The organism is Methanothermobacter sp. EMTCatA1, from assembly GCF_002356395.1.
GTDB lineage: Archaea > Methanobacteriota > Methanobacteria > Methanobacteriales > Methanothermobacteraceae > Methanothermobacter > Methanothermobacter thermautotrophicus.
This window is the reverse complement of record NZ_AP018336.1, coordinates 1,522,368-1,542,382: the sequence shown is the minus strand read 5'-3', so window position 1 is coordinate 1,542,382 and position 20,015 is coordinate 1,522,368. Positions and strand designations below refer to the sequence as shown.

General features: G+C 50.1%; 21 protein-coding genes. 7 read left to right on the top strand and 14 right to left on the bottom strand.

Annotated elements, in window-relative coordinates; translation table 11 throughout:
• Nucleotides 1-7: 7 nt before the first annotated feature.
• Genes tca_RS08230 through cdhA form a run of 7 tightly spaced genes read right to left on the bottom strand, consistent with a single transcriptional unit; the run spans nt 8 to nt 8,070 of the window.
• The gene (locus tca_RS08230) at nt 8-469 is read right to left on the bottom strand and encodes a 4Fe-4S dicluster domain-containing protein (protein WP_286709250.1); all 462 of its coding nucleotides are present in this window, start codon (nt 467-469) and stop codon (nt 8-10) included.
• A gap of 17 nt (nt 470-486) precedes the next feature.
• Nucleotides 487-1,863 (bottom strand): acetyl-CoA decarbonylase/synthase complex subunit gamma, encoded by a 1,377-nt coding sequence (gene acsC / locus tca_RS08225; RefSeq protein ID WP_286708826.1) that lies wholly within the window; start codon nt 1,861-1,863, stop codon nt 487-489.
• Between the two features lie 2 nt (nt 1,864-1,865).
• Nucleotides 1,866-3,029, bottom strand: coding sequence for a CO dehydrogenase/acetyl-CoA synthase subunit delta (gene cdhD, locus tca_RS08220; RefSeq protein WP_286708825.1), 1,164 nt, complete (start codon nt 3,027-3,029; stop codon nt 1,866-1,868).
• Nucleotides 3,030-3,039: 10 nt separating this feature from the next.
• Nucleotides 3,040-3,798, bottom strand: coding sequence for an AAA family ATPase (locus tca_RS08215; protein ID WP_286708824.1), 759 nt, complete (start codon nt 3,796-3,798; stop codon nt 3,040-3,042).
• 7 nt (nt 3,799-3,805) lie between these two features.
• Nucleotides 3,806-5,188: a CO dehydrogenase/CO-methylating acetyl-CoA synthase complex subunit beta gene (cdhC, locus tag tca_RS08210; RefSeq protein ID WP_286708823.1), complete on the bottom strand. Its 1,383-nt coding sequence runs from the start codon at nt 5,186-5,188 to the stop codon at nt 3,806-3,808.
• A 21-nt stretch (nt 5,189-5,209) separates the two neighbouring features.
• Entirely contained in the window at nt 5,210-5,731 is a 522-nt protein-coding gene (cdhB, locus tag tca_RS08205) for a CO dehydrogenase/acetyl-CoA synthase complex subunit epsilon (protein WP_286708822.1), read from the bottom strand.
• Nucleotides 5,728-8,070 carry a CO dehydrogenase/acetyl-CoA synthase complex subunit alpha gene (gene cdhA, locus tca_RS08200; protein ID WP_394339333.1) on the bottom strand — a complete coding sequence of 781 codons (2,343 nt, stop codon included), beginning with the start codon at nt 8,068-8,070 and terminating at the stop codon, nt 5,728-5,730. The genes cdhB and cdhA overlap by 4 nt, the downstream gene beginning before the upstream one ends.
• 325 nt (nt 8,071-8,395) lie before the next feature.
• Here cdhA and cbiM point away from each other — a divergent pair, with 325 nt between their 5' ends.
• From cbiM to tca_RS08180, 4 genes are read left to right on the top strand one after another with little or no spacing between them, the layout of a single operon-like run.
• Nucleotides 8,396-9,049, top strand: coding sequence for a cobalt transporter CbiM (gene cbiM / locus tca_RS08195; protein ID WP_286708820.1), 654 nt, complete (start codon nt 8,396-8,398; stop codon nt 9,047-9,049).
• Nucleotides 9,046-9,363, top strand: a complete 318-nt coding sequence (locus tca_RS08190; protein ID WP_286708819.1) for a PDGLE domain-containing protein — start codon at nt 9,046-9,048, stop codon at nt 9,361-9,363. Before cbiM ends, tca_RS08190 begins: the two co-directional genes overlap by 4 nt.
• Before the next feature lie 33 nt (nt 9,364-9,396).
• Complete coding sequence (gene cbiQ / locus tca_RS08185) at nt 9,397-10,182, top strand: cobalt ECF transporter T component CbiQ (protein WP_286708818.1); 786 nt, start codon at nt 9,397-9,399, stop codon at nt 10,180-10,182.
• 4 nt (nt 10,183-10,186) lie between these two features.
• A complete protein-coding gene (locus tca_RS08180) occupies nt 10,187-11,122 on the top strand; it encodes an ATP-binding cassette domain-containing protein (RefSeq protein WP_286708817.1) in 936 nt (311 codons plus the stop codon).
• Between the two features lie 68 nt (nt 11,123-11,190).
• Here tca_RS08180 and tca_RS08175 read toward each other — a convergent pair whose 3' ends face one another.
• Together tca_RS08175 and tca_RS08170 are read right to left on the bottom strand one after the other, a co-directional pair.
• Complete coding sequence (locus tag tca_RS08175; RefSeq protein ID WP_286708816.1) at nt 11,191-12,348, bottom strand: type II secretion system F family protein; 1,158 nt, start codon at nt 12,346-12,348, stop codon at nt 11,191-11,193.
• On the bottom strand, nt 12,281-13,852 hold the full coding sequence (locus tag tca_RS08170; protein WP_286708815.1) for a CpaF family protein: 1,572 nt from the start codon (nt 13,850-13,852) through the stop codon (nt 12,281-12,283). Before tca_RS08170 ends, tca_RS08175 begins: the two co-directional genes overlap by 68 nt.
• 41 nt (nt 13,853-13,893) lie before the next feature.
• Here tca_RS08170 and tca_RS08165 point away from each other — a divergent pair, with 41 nt between their 5' ends.
• Nucleotides 13,894-14,808, top strand: coding sequence for a class I SAM-dependent methyltransferase (locus tag tca_RS08165; protein ID WP_231855288.1), 915 nt, complete (start codon nt 13,894-13,896; stop codon nt 14,806-14,808).
• A gap of 17 nt (nt 14,809-14,825) precedes the next feature.
• Here the strand turns inward: tca_RS08165 and tca_RS08160 are convergent, their stop codons facing one another.
• From tca_RS08160 to pth2, 5 genes are read right to left on the bottom strand one after another with little or no spacing between them, the layout of a single operon-like run.
• Nucleotides 14,826-16,073: a tripartite tricarboxylate transporter permease gene (locus tca_RS08160; protein ID WP_286708814.1), complete on the bottom strand. Its 1,248-nt coding sequence runs from the start codon at nt 16,071-16,073 to the stop codon at nt 14,826-14,828.
• 40 nt (nt 16,074-16,113) lie between these two features.
• Nucleotides 16,114-16,383, bottom strand: a complete 270-nt coding sequence (locus tca_RS08155; protein WP_010877307.1) for an elongation factor 1-beta — start codon at nt 16,381-16,383, stop codon at nt 16,114-16,116.
• Between the two features lie 51 nt (nt 16,384-16,434).
• Nucleotides 16,435-16,596 carry a zinc finger domain-containing protein gene (locus tag tca_RS08150; RefSeq protein WP_010877306.1) on the bottom strand — a complete coding sequence of 54 codons (162 nt, stop codon included), beginning with the start codon at nt 16,594-16,596 and terminating at the stop codon, nt 16,435-16,437.
• A complete protein-coding gene (locus tca_RS08145) occupies nt 16,597-17,247 on the bottom strand; it encodes a delta 1-pyrroline-5-carboxylate synthetase (protein WP_048176233.1) in 651 nt (216 codons plus the stop codon).
• Between the two features lie 38 nt (nt 17,248-17,285).
• Complete coding sequence (pth2, locus tag tca_RS08140; RefSeq protein WP_048176232.1) at nt 17,286-17,624, bottom strand: aminoacyl-tRNA hydrolase; 339 nt, start codon at nt 17,622-17,624, stop codon at nt 17,286-17,288.
• A 252-nt stretch (nt 17,625-17,876) separates the two neighbouring features.
• Here pth2 and hmtA2 point away from each other — a divergent pair, with 252 nt between their 5' ends.
• Both hmtA2 and tca_RS08130 read left to right on the top strand, forming a co-directional pair.
• Entirely contained in the window at nt 17,877-18,083 is a 207-nt protein-coding gene (gene hmtA2, locus tca_RS08135; protein ID WP_048176230.1) for a histone HmtA2, read from the top strand.
• 151 nt (nt 18,084-18,234) lie between these two features.
• Nucleotides 18,235-20,010 carry a ribosome biogenesis/translation initiation ATPase RLI gene (locus tag tca_RS08130; protein ID WP_286708813.1) on the top strand — a complete coding sequence of 592 codons (1,776 nt, stop codon included), beginning with the start codon at nt 18,235-18,237 and terminating at the stop codon, nt 20,008-20,010.
• Nucleotides 20,011-20,015 lie beyond the last annotated feature (5 nt).

The following is a 20,015-nucleotide window of genomic DNA, read 5'->3' as shown; positions in this document are numbered from 1 at the left end:
TGGATGGCTAGATCTTTTTCCCGTATATCTTCACTGCCTCCTCAAGGACCTCACTGAAGTCGGCGCGATCCCTCAGCTCAGCAAGGTCATCCAGGGAGACCAGTTTAAGAACATTCTCCTTGCATGCCTCCACACAGGCTGGCAGTATGACGTCTGCGTCCATGCAGAGTGTGCATTTCTCTGCTGATTTCTTCTCAGTGTTCATCACGATCATGCCAGCAGGGCAGGCCACCATGCATAGCTTGCAGAGTATGCAGGACTCCTCATCAACAACTAGGGCCCCGTCAACCTCCCTTATGGCGCCCACCGGACATATCCTTGCGCAGGGGGCCTTCTCTGGATGGCACTGCAGACAGAATAGGGGCATCCTATCTCCCTTCCTCGCCCTGGCAAGTCCGTGGGTTTCCTTGCACGCATTTATACAGTCATCGCAGCCACTGCACCTCGCAGGGTCCATGACCATCAGCATCTTCACTGAACCACCTCTCACTCTGATGCAAGTTTATCAAGGTAGTCTGGTATTCCAGAGGAGTCCCTTGGTCCAACAAGGACCCTCCAGCCAGTATCATCCTCTATCTCACCGCTTGCGGGAGCTGCAAGTCCAGGGATTATCATGACCTTGTCCCTGACCCGCTCCTCTATACCTGTATCCTTTATGAGATCGGCCACTGCCGGACCATTGAGCTGTCCCCCTGCCAGTGAAACGTCCACGGCCCTGCCCTCTGTATCAAGGACGAGGAGGTATGCTGTAACATCACCTGACTTGAGGTCCCCCTCAACCGTGTAGTAGGTGAGTGAGAAGTTGGTTGTGAGTATAACCGGGGAGTTCTCATCAACATCACCAAATTCATAGACACCAGGATCAACGGTCTGGGGCTTCCTCGGGTCGGTGTAGAGTCCCTGTCTGAGTGTTAAGACGGGCATGATCTCCCATATATCAGTTCCGGCGAGTATTAGGATGTCAGCGTACCTGTTCATGAGGGTGGCTGCCACTGTGGCCTCCCTTATGTTTGCCTCGATTTTATCGGATACCGTGAGCCTTGAGAGTGCAGGTATGCCCATGATTGGGAAGCGGAAGTCCTCGTCCCTGTCCTCAACTGCAAGGCGCCTTATCATGACGAAGTTGTCTATGGTGTCACCTATCCCCTCACCTGTGAATGTGCCGGGGTCAAGCACGATTTCAGTGACTCCCAGGGCCCTGAGTCTCCTTGAGAGGTTCTTCATCTCCTCAAGGTCCCCTGGTGAGAAAAGCACGAGGGGGCAGCCGTATGAAACTGAGAGATCCGCCATTTCACCAAGGTTGTCCTCCCTGGCGGCGTAGAGGAGCGGTTTCTGATCACCCAGGACCTCAAGGGCTGCTTTCATGGCATCTGCATCGAAGGTGCACAGGACCACAGGGAAGTTGAGTTTGCTTATGGCTTCTGCTGCTTCAGCAAATTTTTCAGAGCTCCCTGATCTGTTCCTAAGGGCTATTGCATCGAGAGTGAGTTTTTCGCCGGTACGCTCAAACTCCATGTCCATGATCCTTTGGGCTCTGTTCAGGAGCTCTTCTGATGGAAGATCATCTGGAAGATCAACCACAATGGCTGTTGGATTGTAGTATGTGAGTTCATACCTGTAGAGGACCTCATCACCACCCACAACCACCTGATTCTCCTCCGGCCCGAAGGTTATTTCCTTCACAGCAGGGGCCAGAAGGTTCTCCAGTTTCTGTCTTTCATCTCCACTGAGCTGTGGGCACTCATCAAGTGTGACCTCCTTTTCTATGAGCTTTGTGGCAAATGCCATGCATGAGGCCTCATTGCATTTACCACAGTTTGTTTTTGGAAGTAAACGGTATACATCCATGGCAGTGACCTGCAATTTTAAACCTCCTGGTATTCAAGTTCAGTTATCCATTCCCTCAGGTCAGGTGTTTCAGCTGTCATGTACTCCTTTGTGAAGGTTTCACCTATCTCCCGCAGCAGTCTGACTGAGGTGGGGTGTAGCATCATGAATATGTCCACACCTGAGAGCATCATGGTAAGTCCGGTTACGATTTCCCAGAGGGGCCCCCTGTAATCTGTGGGTCCCCATTCATCCTTCTTCATCCAGGCCTCCCTTGAACCCCAGGCGTTTGTGGTCCCTGAGGACATTGGCATCTGGAGATCCGAATCCCCCTTGAGGGCTGCCAGCCGGGTCCTTGTGATGACGTCTATTGAGAATTCTATACCGTAACCCAGGGCACATGTTGTTGGGTCCATGACGATGTCCTCACGTTTAAGTCCCTCCTTAAGCAGGTAACGGTTGAGGGTCTTCTGCATGTTGACATCTGTGATGGCCCATGAGAGGACCGCATGGTTGTGGTCGAGGGCTGCCCTTGCAACCTTCCTGTAGTCCAGGTCAAGGTTGGCAGATGCGAGGAGGCACCTTTCACCTTCAGCTGCCTCTGCAGCCTTTTCAAGGACCAGCGGGTCCTTTTCAGGGTCCCCGGATCCCCCTATCACCAGTGGGACGTCCACTGCCTGGAGGACCTCCTCGATATCCTTTGCGGCCTCCCTGGGGGATTTGTCCATGACCTTGGGGCCTGTTCCTATGAGGTGTATTGTGACCATGTTGGCGCCGTATTCCTTCACGGCCTTACGTGCCCAGTCCCCGGGGTCCTCCATGACGTCACTGAAGTGTTCCCTTATTGGTCTCGGCAGTCCAGGCATGGGTATGTCAAATACGTCGAATGTGACAACCGGCGGGTTTGGTTGTGGCTCCTCGAACCTGTAGAGGGCCTTCTGCCCCCCAAGGTAAACACTTTTGCGGGTGCCCTCACCAAGCTTTACCTGGGCAACCTCACCGGGGTATGACCTTATGGGTGGGTTGAACTCCTCCGCGGGCAGTGCCTCGACAGCCTCCCTTACCTCAACTGTTTTCTGTATGGCCTGCTGGACTGCAGGCATCAGGTAGAGTTCCAGTTCCTCAACATCCATCCTGAACTCGTTTATCTCGATGGATTCTGTGTCCTGAAGTAGTTTCAGAAGTTCCGTTAATTTATCCATAAGCACACCTCTATAAACTTAAAATCTTCTCTGCAACCTTTTTTATGGCCCTGAATGATTCAGAATCCTCAGGTAACTCATAGAGTGGTCTGCCCTCCATGTCGTAACTGGAGACAAGGGGGTCCTCAGGTATGACACCTATGACCTCAAGGCCATCATCCAGCTCCAGTCTGTCAAGGTCCCCCTCCCTTACCCTGTTGAGGACCAGGAAGACCTTCTTGAATTTTATCTCAAGTTCCTGTGAGAGTTCAACTATCCTCCTTGCGGTGAGTATCCCCCTCTTTGACGGGTCGGTTACAACTATCATTATGTCAACGTTCTGGGTTGTCCTCCTGCTGAGGTGCTCAAGGCCGGCCTCGGTATCTATGACTATGTAGTCATAGTTCTCTGCTATGTTCTCGATTATCCTTCGAAGCATGGTGTTGACTGCGCAGTAGCAGCCGCTTCCCTCGGGGCGGCCCATCACAAGGAGGTCAAAGTCCCTGGTTTCGGTTATGGAGGCCATTATCCTGTAGTCGAGCATGTCCCACTTGTTCGCCGATGGGGGTATCCTGCCTGCAGCGGTGTCCCTCTTGAGCTGTTCCCTGACATCACCCACGGTGCCGCTGACCGGAACCCCCAGGGCCTCAGGGAGGTTTGAGTCAGGGTCAGCATCTATTGCAAGCACATCTGCACCTGTTGATGCCAGGATCCTTATGAGGGAAGCTGAGAACATCGTTTTTCCCGTCCCCCCCTTGCCACTTACTGCTATTATCACGTAACCACTCATGATGGATTTATTTGCGCTTTATTATTACCTTCTCAGCGTAGATCTTTGCATTCTTGAGTACTATCCTGAATCCTCCGGTTGCTGGAAGGGTCATCTCAGGTGCCGCCATTACAGGGACTCCCTCCGGAATCGGGGTCTCCGCAGGGTATGCCTCCTCAACCTCCTCTTCTTCGAGTTCAGTTTCTTCAACGGCCGCCCTTTCAAGGACAGGGTGTTCATTATCCCTCAGGAATCTTCTGAGATCCTTTATTGATGTTGCATCATCCTCCGTTGCAATCTTGTCCCGGACGTCCTCCGGGATGAATTCCAGGACAGATTCCTTGAGTTCCCTTGGCATCCAGATCACCCTGTGGTATCCGCCGTCTGCCTGGAGGAATTTGGGTGACCTCATGTATTCAAGGCTGAGACCTGAGAAACCTTCAACCTGTTTTCCTCCTGAGCACTGCCCGGCCATTGCTGAGAATGGTATCCCGAGGGGCGTTTCTCCCCTGAAGTCCCTGTTAACAATACCTATACCGTCAAGTTCAGGTATGTAAAATGCCACTGCCTCGAAGCATCCGCAGGAGGTGTGGGGGTAACCGAATACACTGTGGAGGTATACCCTCTCTGTTGTACCCTGGGAATTTTCTTCTACTGCAGCGTTAACATTCGTATATTCTCCCCTCTCAGGGTCCAGGACTTCGCCCTTCTCAATTTCAAATATAGGACCATCAGGATCCATCTTGTATGCTGCACGGCAGTCGAACCAGTTTATGGCGCCGCAGAGGGCTGTCCTGTCTGGTGTTACTATGCATACGTGTGTGGGTGCGAAGGACTGACACATGAGACATCCATAGAAGACATCAACGTCCTCATCTGAAAGTTCCCTTGCCCTTGAATCCCTGGTCTCATACTTCTCCCTTGCTGTCTCAAGGAATTCCTGGACCGCTGCCTCATCTGTCATGAGTGTTACTGCTATTGATTCAATTATGGGGAACTCCTCCCTGAAGAGGACCGAAAGCGCCTTTCCTAGGTGTTCGAGCCTGAAACCTGCGTCCTTTGCCTCTGTACTCACACGACACCATATCTGGTCCCTCTGGTTGAGGTGCATGAATCCATTAACATAGTTGCAGAGCTCATGGAGCCTCCTCTCGATGACGCTTTCAAGTTCCTCCTCGAGTTCACTGCCCGCTACCTCAACGCTTATGGCGAAGGGGTACACCTGACCCTGTTCCATTTCATCTATCTCAGGTCCCCTGACCTCCACCTTTCCGTCCTCGACCTCGTCCTTAACCTGGACCAGTTCTGCTCCGATGGATTTGGGACCTGCCAGTTCAACGAACATGTTGGCTGATCTTATCCTCTCCCCCTCATGCATGGGACTTACATCGACTGGTATGTCTTCAAACATTGAATTCCTCCATTATCCTGATCATTCAGCATACATCTTTTCAAGGTATCTGAACCATTCATCATCATCCATGTTCGGGAATGATGCATCTGCATTTGAGTGGAATGTCTTGCATATTGTGAGTGTCTTTATATGTGGTGCGAAGTGTTTGAGGCTTGATAGGCCCTGGGATGCGATGTAGTATATGCAGCCTATGAATATTACAAGGTCATGCTGGCCCTCGCCGCGAATACCCTCCCAGGAGGGGTCCTTCAGGAGGTTTGTTATCTCCACGATACCGTGGGGCTCTGATTCTATGCCTGCCTCACTCAGTGACCTGTAGGTGTCTGCCGTTGCTACCACCGGTAAATCGAAGTGCCTTATGATTCTAACCGTATGTTCAAGCACTTCCTGGCGCTTGGCGAGTGGCCCTACAACCATAACTGGCCTCCTGGCCTTTTTTATCATCATGGTCGCAGTTTCGGGTGTTACGAGCATTGCCTGTTTTGGCCCGGCTATAACAGTGGGCTGCCATGGTATTATTCTGTCATTCAAGACTATCACCTCTCCAGGAGTGAGGGTTCCTTTGGAAGCTCCCTGGGTTTCCAGTTTTTCTCCTCAAGGATCTTCATGACGTCCCTCTTGTAGACTATCGGGATGTCCTTCTCGGTCCTTATGAACCTGTCTATATCGTCCGGGATCGTGCCAAGATATTTCCTGTGAAGGTCTATGTAGTTGCTGAGTTTCATCTGACGGCCCTTGGGTGTGTCTGTTGGTCTTATGCATAGCTTGGCTATCATGACCGTTGCCTCCTCACGGTTCTCTGCTGCGTAGAGGAGGTGCTCGGGTGCTGGCTCCCCATCGATAACTTCACCTGTTCTGAGGTCCTTCAGCTTCCACTTCTCCTCATCATCTGCCCTTCCAAGGAAGAGCCTTCGATACTTTGATCCGTGAGGACCCAGGACGACGGGTATTCCCCATCTGTTCACACCGGTTGCTATGGCAGCCGCCTTCTGGGAGTAGGCACCCCAGGCAACCCCACATGCACCCACACGGTTCAGTATGTAGTCTGCTATCTCCTCAAAGTTGCCTTCAAGGGGTTTCTGTGCGAATATATTGGCTATCTTTATGGCTGCTCCTGATATGTGTGCATTTGAGACGCATGACCCCATGTTGACGAGTCCCTTTGCATCGAACTGTCCACCGTATTTTTCATAGAGCGTCTGACCATCCTCGTCCCTGTATTCGCCTATGGACATTGCTCCGCAGCCTGTTGTTACGACGATGTAGTTCCTCTCAAGGAACTCCTTTGCCATCAGTGCGACGTCCTTTCCACCCTCAGGGTAGTTTGAGCAGCCCACAAATGCCACCACTCCAGGTATATCCCCCAGGACGATGGGTGCTCCGACCCTCCTTATCTCAACGTCCTGAGCCGGTCCCCTTCCAGCCCTTATCCTGTATTTTTCGTCCTTGACCCGTCTCTCACCTGCCTTTGTAACCATGGATACTATGGGTATGTTCCTTTCACATTCCTGTTCGCAGCGTCCGCAGGTGTAGCAGAGCTCCTCGATGGCCATCTCCTCAAGTTTGCTGAGGTCACCCTCAGCTGCCTTCTTCACGGCGTCCATGACCGGGAGACTGTTGGGGCAGACCCTCTGGCACCATCCACAGTCTGTGCACTCTGATGCCAGCTCGATTATCTCATCAATATCTGGCAGCTTTTTGAGGGATTTTCTGATGGGTGCAAGTTTCATCGCAGTCTTAACAGCCACCTCACCCACCTTTTCAGGGTCCAGTATCAGGGCACCCTCTATGTTACCGTTTATCAGATCATTCACGACTTTATCCGGGTCCTCATCGGTCATGTCAGGGAGTCCAAGGCACATCTTATCTGTTGTGGCGATGACCGCTGACCTGTTCTTGAGGGCCTCCTCCAGTACATCTGTCCTGACGCACTGTTCGTCAACCACTATCACATCTGCAACGCCACTTCTTATGAAGCGTAGCTGTTTTGATAGTGGACCTACAACCTTTGCTGCCTCATTGTACCTGGTCACATCTATTGCTGCACAGCAGATTCCGCAGACCTCAACCTGGTCCTCCATCTCATTCTCATCAAGGTAGTCAACTATGTCTGCGCCTGGCAGCACGTTGTGGCCTATGCAGAGAACAACCGGTTTCTCTGTATCTATGGTCCCGAATCCAAGTTCAACTAGGGGTGCGTCTTCGTCACCCTTTGGAAGGTCCAGGGCCACTATCTGGGCCAGGTCTGCAACTTCCCTTGTAAGGTCATCCATGAGGCCCGCATGGAATGCCTTTGATTCAAAGTCCTTGCTGTCCCCCTCCTGTCCCGTGTGACAGGCTGAAAGGAGGTGGGACATTTGTTCCTCAGCGTATTCCATCACCTCCCTCAGGTCTCCGAGTGTGGCGGGTCTCTTACCCATCACCGTCCGTGTTATTGGTGCCTCTATATCCACGTTGCTGCCGAGGTCTATCTTATAATCCTCTCCAAGCCTCTCTATGAGGTGGTCCACCAGGTGCCTTGCGTGTCCTGCATGGGCGGCTGTTCCTATCAGGCAGGCCAGCAGCACCGTCCTTGCCTGCTGTGTGGCTGCGTCTATACCACATGCTCCCTTCTTCCCGAGAAGTTCACATTTACCGTAGGTGCAGAGACAGCACATGTCACAGAATGGTGCATAGAATGGTTCGTACCTTTCAAGCAGTTTCATGTCCCATGATCTCAGGTCAGTCACGTGGGGACGGGGTTTCGGGCCCTTAACCTCTTCCTCAGGAGGCTTTTCCTCAGTTATTATTTCTCCTATAGATATCTGGATGTTCCTGGCATCCCAGAAATCCCCTTTAAGGTCTTTGGCTTTTTTTGATTCAGGTGCCACATCTATCACCAGTATTACTAAATCCCAATTGACAATTATTAATGATTTATAATGATGTTTTTCATTTTATGAAATCTATATATAAACTTTGTGCATTGTCGCTGAACACATAAAGAGAGAGGCCTTTTTAATAAATTGGGGGGATGTGCCAGGTGGAAGGATGATTATTACTTTATACACCCTGAGATCCCGACAATGATCATCCCTCCGCTCAGGGTGTGATATTACCACAATATAAGGGAAACCTAAGGTTAGTAATAATCACTTCAACCTTTATATTATATAAGTAGTTGATATAATGATTGAAATTAAAAAAGACTAAGGAGGCGATAGCTTGCATATTCCAGATGGTTTCATACCATTCCCACAGTACCTTGTGTACTGGCTTATTGCCCTTGTAGCCCTCTACTTCAGCATGCAATGGGCTAGAAGGGATCTCAAAGAAAGGCAGATACCACTGTTTGCTGTTCTTGCAGCGGGGATATTTGCAATACAGGCGATGAACATACCGATACCATGGGGTACCAGCGGTCACATGGTTGGAGCGGCCCTTGTTGCAATAATATTTGCAAGTCCATGGGCGGCTGTCCTGCTTCTCTCAATTGTACTGATACTTCAGGGACTCATCTTCGGTGACGGAGGAATAACGGCACTGGGTGCGAACATCTTCAACATGGGTATAATTGGAGGTTTCACCGGTTACTACCTCTTCCGGGCACTGAGATCAGCAGGTGAAATACCTGCAGTGATTGTGGCATCATGGGCATCAATATTCTTTGCAGCCATTGCCTGTGCAGTGGAGATGGGGATAGCAGGAACATTCCCCCTCATAGAGGGACTGTGGATGATGGGACTCTACCACGCAGTCATAGGCCTCATAGAGGCTGCAATAACCGTCGTGGTGGTTCTTGCAATTCAGAGCAGCCGCCCTGATCTTTTCTCCCTGAGGGACTGGGGGAAGAAAAGTGCTGAGGTGTTATCCAAATGAATGCCCGAGACAAAAAATTCATGACTGCCGGCATAATAATTGCCCTCATAATAGCTGTGCTGGCGCCGTTCCTTGCCTCACCAAACCCGGACGGTCTTGAGAGCACCGCCGAGAAGGTGATGCCAAACCCTGAAACAGAACCCGTCCTGGAGTCACCGCTACCAGACTACACCCTCCCGGCGCTGGGGGACAGTCCCTTTGGCGGTGCCGTTTCAATGGTAATCGGTACGATCCTGGTACTGGCCATAGCCTACGGTGTTGGCGCAGTTTTCAGGGGCAGGGAAGTTGCAGGTGAAGAGGGAGGAGATGAGTGATCCTCCCAATTAATTTTTTTCTGGTGAAGCCGAATGGAAGACCTCATAAACATCGAAAGGGAGAGCCTCAAGGAGAGTTCAATCCATAGGCTTGATGGGCGTATCAAACTCATAATAACCTTCATAATTATAGCCTCCGCTGTTTCAGCCAGCAGCGTGGTTACACTGATCTTAATGGAGGCGTATCTCCTCCTGCTTATACTCCTATCAAATGTATCACCATCCTACGCCATTAAGCGCATAATCCTCATACTCCCCTTCGGAGGTTTCATTGCACTCTTCCAGCCCTTCATACGGCCAGGGACTGTTATCTGGACCGGGCCCCTGGGTATGGATGTGACATTGGAGGGGCTGATCTTCGGTGCCCTGCTCCTCGGGAAGGTAACCGTGAGCGTGACGGCGGTAATCCTCCTATCCTCAACAACGTCAATGCAGGAGCTCGTTGGATCAGCAAGGAGAATCGGTGTCCCATCAGACTTCGCAATGCTTCTCAACCTCACAGTAAGGTACCTGTTCTTCTTCTATGATGAACTGGAGAGGATAAGGAACGCCCAGAAGACCCGCTGCTTTGACATATGGAACAAGAGGACAACATACAGCTGGAGGCTCAGGAAGGTGGGTGAGACCATTGCGATGATGTTCCTGAGGGCATATGAGCAGGGGGAAAGGGTATACCTCAGCATGCTGAGCCGTGGGTACAGCCAGGACAGTCAGATGTACACTGCAAGAAGCACTCTTGGCAGGTGGGATGTCCTCTTTGCAGCCGCAAACATCTTTATACTCGCGCTGCTCCATATACTCCAGCTCGGCTACTGGTGATTGGATGATCGAGCTTAAGGGTTTAAGCTACAGCTACCCGAACGGCACACCAGCCCTCAGAGGTATCAACATGAAGGTGGAGAGGGGTGAAAGGGTTGCCGTTATAGGTCCCAACGGGGCAGGCAAATCAACACTTTTTCTGCACCTAAACGGTATACTGAAACCAGCTGCCGGTGAGGTCATAATTAATGGTGAAAGGGTAGAGTACAGCAAGGATGAACTGATTAAGATTCGGCAGAAGGTCGGAATAGTCTTTCAGAACCCTGATGACCAGCTATTCTCACCAACAGTCAGGGAGGATGTTGCCTTTGGACCCATGAATCTCGGCCTTCCTGAGGATGAGATTGAGGAGAGGGTGGCTGAATCACTGGAGAAGGTTGGTATGAGCGGCTATGAGAACCGGGCGCCACACCACCTGAGCGGCGGGGAAAAGAAGAGGGTGGCCATTGCAGGTATACTTGCAATGAAACCTGAGATCATGGTACTTGACGAGCCAACAACCGGTCTGGACCCCGGGACAGCCGATGGTATAATCAGGATACTCCTTGAACTGAGCAGGGAGGGCATAACAGTCATGATATCCTCCCACGACGTTGAAATAATAAGCCAGTTTGCAGAGAGGGTTTTTGTCCTTAACAATGGTGAACTCATTGCAGAGGGCACCCCCCTGGAGATATTCATGGATGCTGAACTAATCAGGAGGGCCAGTTTAAGGCTTCCAAGGACGGCTGATCTGTTGAACCGTCTCAGGATGGCTGGTTTCGAAGTTGATGTGAAGCTGACTGTGGAGGAAACCTACCATGAACTCCTCCACCTCCTGGGTGGAGATGCGTACCACAGACTGCTCCATTTTCTGGGTGAAGAGAAACAGCACAGACTCATCCACCTCCTTGGTGAGAAGAAATACCATGAACTCCTCCACACCCTGAAGGAACAGTGAAAGTTCTTGATGCAGAGCAGATATCTATCAAAGCAGTCAAAAAATTAATTTTGGCTGTCGACCAGATGCTAGAGCTTTGGCTCAAGTCTTTTGATCATGAAGGCCATGAAACCCACGAGCATGGGGAAGAGGAACAGGTATATCATTATTATGGCTATGGGTGGTAGAACTGAACCCATGACCGTGGCGGCTGCAAGAAGCATGACAAGGAATATCACAGGACCGAGAATCGCCAGGAACATGTAGATCATTGTGAATGAATTAAGCTTCTGTGAATAGTCCTTGAGCTTCATCCTCATTTCATAGGCAATATCATCGGCTATAACATTCAGGGTCTTTGATAGGTCCCCACCACTGTTGAGGGTCCTTGTGATCTGGTAAACAGCCCTCTTAAGGCCATCAGATTCTATGCGGTTACTCATCTCAATTAGTGCATTCTCTGTTGTCTCACCATACTTGATCTCCTCAAGGGTCCTTGCAAACTCCTCAGAGAGTGCCCCGTAGCCTGACATTGCGACTGATCTCATACTGTCATGGAGCCCGAGGCCGGATTTGAGCTCGGTTGCCATCTGACGGAGGGCGAAGGGAAGTTCCCTTGAAGCCTCACTTGAACGTTTACCCTTCTGGAGGTTCGGGAGGAAGATTATAATTATCGCCATGAAGAGGACAGCAAGCATCATTGCAAGGCCTATCTCAATTCCAAATCCAAGGAGGACCATCACCACCAGGAGGACCGCTCCTGATCCACCTCCAAGGATCATTATGAGTTTAGGGTCAAGCTTTTCCTTCTCCTCCTCCTTCAGGAGTTCCTCAAGGGACGCCCTCTCAAAGCTGGCACGAGTCGCACTGTCCTCACCCCTCTCCTCCAGCCTCTTATCTGCTTCTATGAGTCCCTTGAAGACCTCTATCTCCTCAGGAGTCATTTTCATGCGACTTATAACGCGGGCAGAGCCTCTCTTTGAGAGAAATCCTGGCTTTGGTTTCTCTGAACTCCTCTTCAGAAGTCCTCCCGGCCTTCCAATGTGGGGTGTCTTCGGCTTTATTTCACCCATCTTCTGAACTGGCTTCTGGACACCCTCACCCACCTTCTTTGTGGATGTGAGTGTTATGCCGCCAAGTTTGTCAAATATATCCCTGATGGAGACCATTATATACGCCTCAGAGTATGCTGTCCAGGACACCGTCCGGGTCCCTGTAGTATTCATGGATGTAACGTCCCACCTCATCTATGCTCCTTATATTCTCATCGGCCATGTATTCAAGGACGAGCCTCCTCCTTTCAATTTCCTCCTCGATTTCATTTATGCTTATGGCCCTCAGTTCCGCTATATCCCGGAGGGTCTGGCTGGCTATACCAACATATTCAACCTTATCAGCCACGCTGTTCCACTCAAAGACCCTGTTGAGCTGGACGTTACCCTCCTCCATACCCACGACCTCGGCGACCTCCGTTATCCTCCTTATGGAGCCGCCCTCCGGCCTGTACATCCTGTTCTGCATTATTATGAAGTCAAGGGCCGGTATCATGATCCTGGGGACATTCATGGGCGGGTTTATGAGACGGGTTATGGTTTCCCTTGCTGTGTTGGCGTGGAGTGTCCCGAATCCACTGTGACCTGTGTTGAGGGCTGTGAATAGGGTTATGGCCTCACTGCCCCTCACCTCCCCCACAATGACCCTGTCGGGCCTCTGACGGATGGAGTTCTTTACGAGGGTGTCCATGTCAAGTTCCCCCTTACCCTCTATGTTGGGCGGCCTTGTCTCCATCCTGAGTACATGGGTGTGGGGTAGCTGAAGCTCCAGGGTATCCTCGATGGTTATTATACGCTCGGTCGGAGGCACGAATGCAGATACTGTGTTCAGGGTTGTTGTTTTACCAGAACCGGTACCCCCCGCCACTATGGCGTTGCATGGTTTCACACCCAGCCCATCTGTGCATACCCAGAGGAAGGCTGCAAGGTGGGATGACATGGTCTTGAAGTTTATGAGGTCAACAACAGTGAAGGGATCCTTCCTGAATTTTCGGATGGTGAGGGTGGAACCATCTGGAGAAACCGGGGGTATTGTTGCATTGACCCTTGAACCATCGGGGAGCCTCGCATCAAGTATTGGGGTCTGCTGGTCTATACGCCTGTTGACCTGCCTTGCGATGAGGTCGACGATGGCCTTTATGTCGTCATCGTTGTTGAAGACGACATTGGTAATCATCATACCAAGCTTCCTGTGGTAGACGAATACCGGTTTTTTGACACCTATTACCATTATCTCCTCAAGGTCATCGTCCTTTATTAGGGGGTCCAGTTCACCGTACCCCAGCATCTCCTGGGATATCTGCTTTGCCAGTTTGTCAACATTACGAACTCCCTTCATCCTGAGGAACTCCTTAACCTCAGACATGAAGGTGGATTCATCTATTCTGAACTCTTCACCCTTGGAGACTGCGACCTCAACCAGTTTTTCCCGGATCTCATTGAGGAGCTCCCTCTCCTTCTCAGAGAACTTGGGAAGGGAAACCTTGTACTGGGGTATGAGGTCTCCCTCAATTATCTCAACGTCCTTTAAATCAACCCGTGGAGAGGCTGGTTTTGGCTTGGGCTTCTCAAGTACCTTTTCGACCTTGAATTCCGATTCCGCCTGCCTCTCCTTCCTTTCCTCACGGGGTGGTTCTTCCTCATCCGCTGCAAATTCCCCGAGGATCTCCTTCAGAATTTCCTTCCGCTTATCCCTCATAGTACTCAACCTTTAATATGTGGAGGATAATATTTAAGTGTATGTCAGCAAGGTGTCCCGTCTGTGGGGAGGACCTCCCTGCCTACAGGGGCGGTGTTGATATCTACAGCCCCTGCGATGGGTGCATTGACCCCCACCTGAGTAAGTTCAGACCCGTTAAGGGCGTATCCGGTTCAGTTCTCAGGATCTGTGAATGCGGCCGGAGGCATCTTGACGCTGTCATGGCCCATGTCGCAGGGATTATGATAAGGGAGGGATGTGTACCTGAAGATGCCAGACTCAGGGATGTCGGGGCTCCCCTGATAACTCCAGCTTTACCCCTTGAATCTGCACCATTCCTTCCAGAGCGCTCTCTTGTTATTTTATCACCCCATCTTGATAAAGGAACCGCTGAAACAATCATGGAAGACGTTCCAGAGGTCAAGGGTGTTTTAAGGGGTGATATGCGCACTGTTCCAGGGATGATGGACTCCGGCACCAGACCCCATGTATATGAGCTCCTTGCGGGTTGCGATATGAGGTGTGACATCATTGAAACACCTTCCGGAGCTCTATCAATATACAGGAGGCAGAGCAGACTCCACATAGAGTTTTCATCCGGAAAGAACCTTAAGATTCAGACTGCTGCGCGTGAGATACTCTCACTACGCCCTGAGAATGTGCTGGATGCAACATGCGGCCCGGGGACCCTGGGGATATTCTCCCTTAAGGCCGGTGCCCGGAACGTTGTATTCAATGACATCTGGAGGGAAGCCTGTGAGATGACCCGCCTGAACCTGAGGGTCAATGGATTCCATGAAGGGTTCAGGGTCTACAACAGGGATATAAGGGAACTGCCAGATCTCATTGATGAGAGGTTTGATCTCTGCATCGTGGACCCCTTCCCTGGTGTTGATCCTCGCGAATTTATTGATGCTGCAAAGAGACTTGCAGAAAACACCCTGCTGATAAGATAAATCTGGCTGAATACACTCTAGATACCCATGTAGACCGCCACTGCCGGGATAACAAGTACACCCATGAGATGGGATTTACTTGTACCGGTACAGTGGGGTATGAGTCCAAAGGACGTTGATGTTATAAGTGCCAGGGCAATGAAGGGTATGCTGGCCCCCTCCATGGCTGCAAAAATGAATATGGATGCTGTCATGAAGAGCATGACCAGCAGTGAAATTTTTCCGTAATTGATTCCTGAGAGATTGGTGCAGAGATAATCAGCAGCCCTGATGGCTATCACAGCCGCCAGGGATACCGCCAGGAGGGAGGCTGATATGAAAAGGAAGATGTGACCGGCGTCGATATCCCGCATGATCCGGGATATGTAGACAGCAATGCCGCTCCTCGGGTTTCCAATTATGTAGAGCGTCAGGAGGGAGAAGAGGGCATCCGAGGTGTTAAGGCATGAAAGTGCAGTGATGAAGTCCCCTGGTGAATCCTCTCCTCCCGAACCCATGAGGGAACATGCTATCATCCCGCCCTGGGCGGGTCCAAATCCTGGTAAGAATCCCAGAAGGACGGATGCAAGTCCACCTGCAAGAACAGACCTGGCGGTGCCACCATCAAACTCTGTGAATGGCTCTATTTCCTGCTCAGGTAGATATGATCCCGAACTGAAACTGTAGGTCATGGTGCTGAGACCGAAGAAACCTGTGAACAGGGTCATCAGACCAAGTCCCGGGGATATTGGTGCCTGGAAAATAATCCACCCCATCGCCCCTGAGAAAAGAAAGAGTATAACTGCCCAGAGCAGTGTTTCAAAATTCCTGCTGAGCTTAAGCATCATGTAACCCGAAACAAGTATGAGGATTAACCAGATGTGCGGTCTGATAAATCCATAGAGGGGTGGTAACGCCAGGAGGAGAAATGGTAAAAGGATTATGGTCAGCAGGATTCCGCCAACACCACCAATCGTTGCAGCCCTTATTGCCTCACCAGCCCTCCCCTCAAGCACCATACGGTGCCCCGGCAGAACAGACAGGGCTGTTGCCTCATCTGGAACCCCCAGCAGGGTTGAGGGTATGAACTCAATGAGGGCGTGGGTTACAGAGAGGGATAATAAAAAAACAGCCAGGACCTCCTTCGGGAGGAAACTTAGAATCTGGCCTGATGCTGCAAAAATGAACGCCCCGACGGTATTAACATGGATACCCGGGATCAGACCCGTCAGTGCACCGGTTATGACTCCAAGAAGACAGGCAAAAAGGATTTCAATTATCCCCATCACCTGAGATGATCTGAAGTGTGTAAGAAAGGCGTTAAGATCACATCAGCCTTCTTACATCAGTAACCTCTATATTGCTGACACCCTCAATCCCGGAAAGGCTCTCCTCAGCAGCCTCTGTTCCGCCCTCGGCGTCACCAACAACAACCATAACATTGAGGGCCACGAGACCAAATGCTATGGGTTCCTCGTCTATTTTGTGAAGTTCTGTACCCTCAGGTATTCTTTCCTGGATCTCCTTTTTAAGGGCCTCAAGATCAACATCAGGGCTCTCAGGCATCACCTTTATGGTGGCTACTACATCTCCCATAATAATACCTCCCTAGAAAGTATTAAATTAATACTGATTTATATATTTTTCCTATGGTCCCTCGAATCCACACTTGCACCTGTAGGTATGGCCGAAGGTCCTGCACTTCTGGCACCTGTAGATCATCTCACCGCACATTGGGCATTCAAATTTCACATAGGTCTCAACCAGAGGTATCTCCTGTTTACAGGATGTGCATTCCATCTTGGTCATCTAATCACCTCTTATAACTGTACATACACATTCCGAAGCACCTGCCCTTAAAATGGACAGCACCCTGGAGGGATATTTCCCATTTACAACATAACAATCAGATTTCAGTTCAATCAGAAGTTCAGGTAGTGCTTCATCCACTGATGTCTCACCAAAAGATAGTAAGTCTTTAGCACTTATATCATTTATAAGTTTAGCATCACTGGCAGGTGGCCTCTCAGTGTATATACCATCTACATCTGTTGCTATTAAAAGTTTCGCTTTCAGCATATGGGCGATCATGAGTGAGAGGGAATCAGAGGTAACCCTCCATGAGTGTTCAGCAGGGTCAGTGTAACGCAGAAGCCCCGAAGGAAGTATAACGGGGGTTAAACCCCTCTTGATAGCTTCTCTGCAATCTGTAACAGTCCTCACAGGGACTGCGGATTCCACAAGATCTGAAATGAGCCTTCCAGTTATGTCCATACACATTATGGCTGCCTCATGATTTGCAGTATCAGAAAAACCGAATTTCCTATCATGGTATCGCACCATATCTGCAAAGGCACCCCCACCACAGACCACAGCCGCACCGGTACCCCCAAGGCTCTCAAGGAGGGCTGCGGCATGTTCTGGAAAAAGGCTTCCACCTATCTTAACAACCCACTCCATGGTAAACACCTGATTAATCTGCTGGAAGGACCTCACAGCTAAAGCAGCTTCAGATCACCTGTTATTTTATCTATCTTCTCATCATCATCGGGGCCTACCCCAAGGCAGGTTATGGTGCCGGCGGGTATCTGGGTGTGTCCCGCATCCCTCACCAGGTAGTTTGAGATTCCCGCCTCCTTAACAGCCCTGTATATCTCAAGCAGTTCATCAAGACTATTCACAGAAACAATGACCTTCTTTGAGCCTTCAAGTTCCCATTTTCTTATTTTATCCTCTTCAGTCCTTTTAAATGATCCTATGGAAGCATGACAGGCCTGGGCTGCTATTTTACCCTTCCCCATCTTCAGATCGGATCTCACTATTATGACCTGTTTCATTTTCCCACCACTGGGTTCTATCTTCCTTACCGCTAATAATGATTTCCAAGCTGAGGAAACGGGAAGCTACCAGCAACCATCTGATGCACATGTTAACCATCATGATCCTTACACAGCAACCGGTGTGTGTTAGTGTTACAGTGAAATTCTCCGAGGCTGAGTGATATAGAATCATGATATGGATGCAAAAAAGAGCTGAAAAAACGATAAATTTAAATACTATTGAGTTAAATATAGAACTGAGGTGATATTATGGCCGAATTACCCATAGCACCAGTTGGGAGAATCATAAAAAATGCCGGTGCCCAGAGAATAAGCGACGACGCAAGGGAAGCACTTGCAAAGATTCTGGAAGAAAAAGGCGAAGAAATAGCAAAAGAAGCTGTTAAACTTGCAAAGCACGCCGGCAGAAAAACTGTTAAATCATCAGACATAGAACTGGCCGCTAAAAAGTTATAGACGGTCATATATTTCTTATTTTTAATTTTTTCACATCTTTTTTCCTTCAGAGGAGATGCGTTTCCCTCATGGTTTAAGTAACCTTATTAACCGGAGAAACCATAATCATTCCAGGACTGATTTTTTTATCCCGGTATCCATGGTGATAGAATTGACCAGAATCTCAATACTCGATCATGATAGGTGTCAGCCAAAGAAATGCAACTACGTCTGCATAGAATACTGTCCAGGCGTGAGGATGGATGAGGACACAATAACAATCGACGAAAAGACAAAGAAGCCCATAATATCCGAGGAGCTGTGCTCGGGATGCGGTATATGTACAAAGAGATGTCCTTTCAATGCAATAAGTGTTATCAACCTCCCTGAGGCACTTGAAAACCCTGTGCACCGTTACGGGCAGAACCAGTTTGAACTCTTTGGGATTCCAGCAGTCACCTCCGGAGACGTTGTTGGACTAATAGGGCCCAACGGTATCGGTAAATCCACCATCGTAAGGATACTGTCCGGGGAACTGCGGCCGAACCTGGGTGACTTCCAGGACCCCCCTGGCTGGGACGAAATAATAAACCATTTCAGGGGTTCCCAGCTCCAGAATTACTTCCAGAGACTGAGTAAAGGAGAAATAAGTGTTGTCCATAAGCCCCAGATGGTAGACAGGATCCCCCGCTATGTTAAGGGGAAGGTTGAGGATCTTCTAACAGGTATAGACTCGGACAGGACCGATGAGGTCATTGAAGCCCTCGAGATACAGGAAATAATGGGCAGGGAGATTTCAAACCTCAGTGGAGGGGAGCTCCAGAGTGTGGCCATTGCAGCCGCGGCACTGAGGGAGGCAGACTTCTACTACTTCGACGAACCAACATCCTGGCTTGACGTTAGGCAGAGGCTCAATGCAGTGAAGGTAATAAGGTCCCTTGCAGAGGCAGGTAAGTCTGTCATGGTGATAGAGCATGACATGGCCGCCCTCGATGCAATGTCAGACTACGTCCACATCCTCTACGGTAAACCCGGTGCCTACGGGGTTGTATCCAACAGGAGGGGTGTGCGTGTCGGTATCAACACATACATAAGGGGCTTCCTAAGGGAGGAGAATGTCAGATTCCGTAAACATGAGATAGAATTCAAGGTGAAACCCCCAAGGGTCGGGGAGGAGGGTGACGTACTTGCAGAGTACACAGCCCTCAGCAGGGCATACCCTGAATTTAAACTTGATGTGGATGAGGGCACCATTTACCTCAATGAGGTGATCACGGCCTTCGGACCCAACGGTATAGGTAAAACAACCTTCGCCAAGATCCTTGCAGGTGTTGAAAAACCAGACGAGGGGAAGGTTAAAAAGAAGATAAAGATATCCTACAAGCCACAGTACCTCTCATCAGACTACACAGGAACCGTTGAGGAATTTCTCTATGCCAACGCCCCATCATATGGTTCAAATCTCTTCAAAAGTGAGATCATGAGGCCCTTCAACCTGGAGGAGATACTTGATAAACCCGTGAGTGGGCTGAGTGGTGGTGAGCTGCAGCGCCTTGCTGTTGCAGTTGCACTCTCCAGAGAAGCTGATCTCTATGTTCTTGACGAGCCGACAGCCTTCCTTGACGTTGAACAGCGCCTGATGGCTGCCAAGGCCATAAGGAGGATCATTGAGGGGAGTAATTCCTCTGCAATGATCATAGACCATGATATAATATTCATTGACTATGTATCAGACAGGGCCATGGTCTTCAGTGGAATGCCAGGAGTGGAGGGACATGCGTCAGCTCCCACAGAGCTCAGGGAGGCCATGAACACCTTCCTCGGGGAGGTGGGCATAACCTTCCGGAGGGACAAGGAGACGAGAAGGCCAAGGGTCAACAAGCCTGGAAGTTTCCTTGACAGGGAGCAGAAGGAACTTGGTGAGTATTACTATCTGAAAACAGAATAAATGGG

What these genes read in the sequence shown, in the direction of transcription:
- tca_RS08230 (WP_286709250.1), bottom strand. Translation starts at nt 469, where the DNA reads ATGCTGATGGTCATGGACCCTGCGAGGTGCAGTGGCTGCGATGACTGT.
- cdhD (WP_286708825.1), bottom strand. Translation starts at nt 3,029, where the DNA reads ATGGATAAATTAACGGAACTTCTGAAACTACTTCAGGACACAGAATCC.
- tca_RS08215 (WP_286708824.1), bottom strand. Translation starts at nt 3,798, where the DNA reads ATGAGTGGTTACGTGATAATAGCAGTAAGTGGCAAGGGGGGGACGGGA.
- cdhC (WP_286708823.1), bottom strand. Translation starts at nt 5,188, where the DNA reads ATGTTTGAAGACATACCAGTCGATGTAAGTCCCATGCATGAGGGGGAG.
- tca_RS08190 (WP_286708819.1), top strand. Translation starts at nt 9,046, where the DNA reads ATGAATGCCCGAGACAAAAAATTCATGACTGCCGGCATAATAATTGCC.
- cbiQ (WP_286708818.1), top strand. Translation starts at nt 9,397, where the DNA reads ATGGAAGACCTCATAAACATCGAAAGGGAGAGCCTCAAGGAGAGTTCA.
- tca_RS08180 (WP_286708817.1), top strand. Translation starts at nt 10,187, where the DNA reads ATGATCGAGCTTAAGGGTTTAAGCTACAGCTACCCGAACGGCACACCA.
- tca_RS08175 (WP_286708816.1), bottom strand. Translation starts at nt 12,348, where the DNA reads ATGAGGTGGGACGTTACATCCATGAATACTACAGGGACCCGGACGGTG.
- tca_RS08170 (WP_286708815.1), bottom strand. Translation starts at nt 13,852, where the DNA reads ATGAGGGATAAGCGGAAGGAAATTCTGAAGGAGATCCTCGGGGAATTT.
- tca_RS08165 (WP_231855288.1), top strand. Translation starts at nt 13,894, where the DNA reads ATGTCAGCAAGGTGTCCCGTCTGTGGGGAGGACCTCCCTGCCTACAGG.
- tca_RS08160 (WP_286708814.1), bottom strand. Translation starts at nt 16,073, where the DNA reads ATGGGGATAATTGAAATCCTTTTTGCCTGTCTTCTTGGAGTCATAACC.
- tca_RS08155 (WP_010877307.1), bottom strand. Translation starts at nt 16,383, where the DNA reads ATGGGAGATGTAGTAGCCACCATAAAGGTGATGCCTGAGAGCCCTGAT.
- tca_RS08150 (WP_010877306.1), bottom strand. Translation starts at nt 16,596, where the DNA reads ATGACCAAGATGGAATGCACATCCTGTAAACAGGAGATACCTCTGGTT.
- tca_RS08145 (WP_048176233.1), bottom strand. Translation starts at nt 17,247, where the DNA reads ATGGAGTGGGTTGTTAAGATAGGTGGAAGCCTTTTTCCAGAACATGCC.
- pth2 (WP_048176232.1), bottom strand. Translation starts at nt 17,624, where the DNA reads ATGAAACAGGTCATAATAGTGAGATCCGATCTGAAGATGGGGAAGGGT.
- hmtA2 (WP_048176230.1), top strand. Translation starts at nt 17,877, where the DNA reads ATGGCCGAATTACCCATAGCACCAGTTGGGAGAATCATAAAAAATGCC.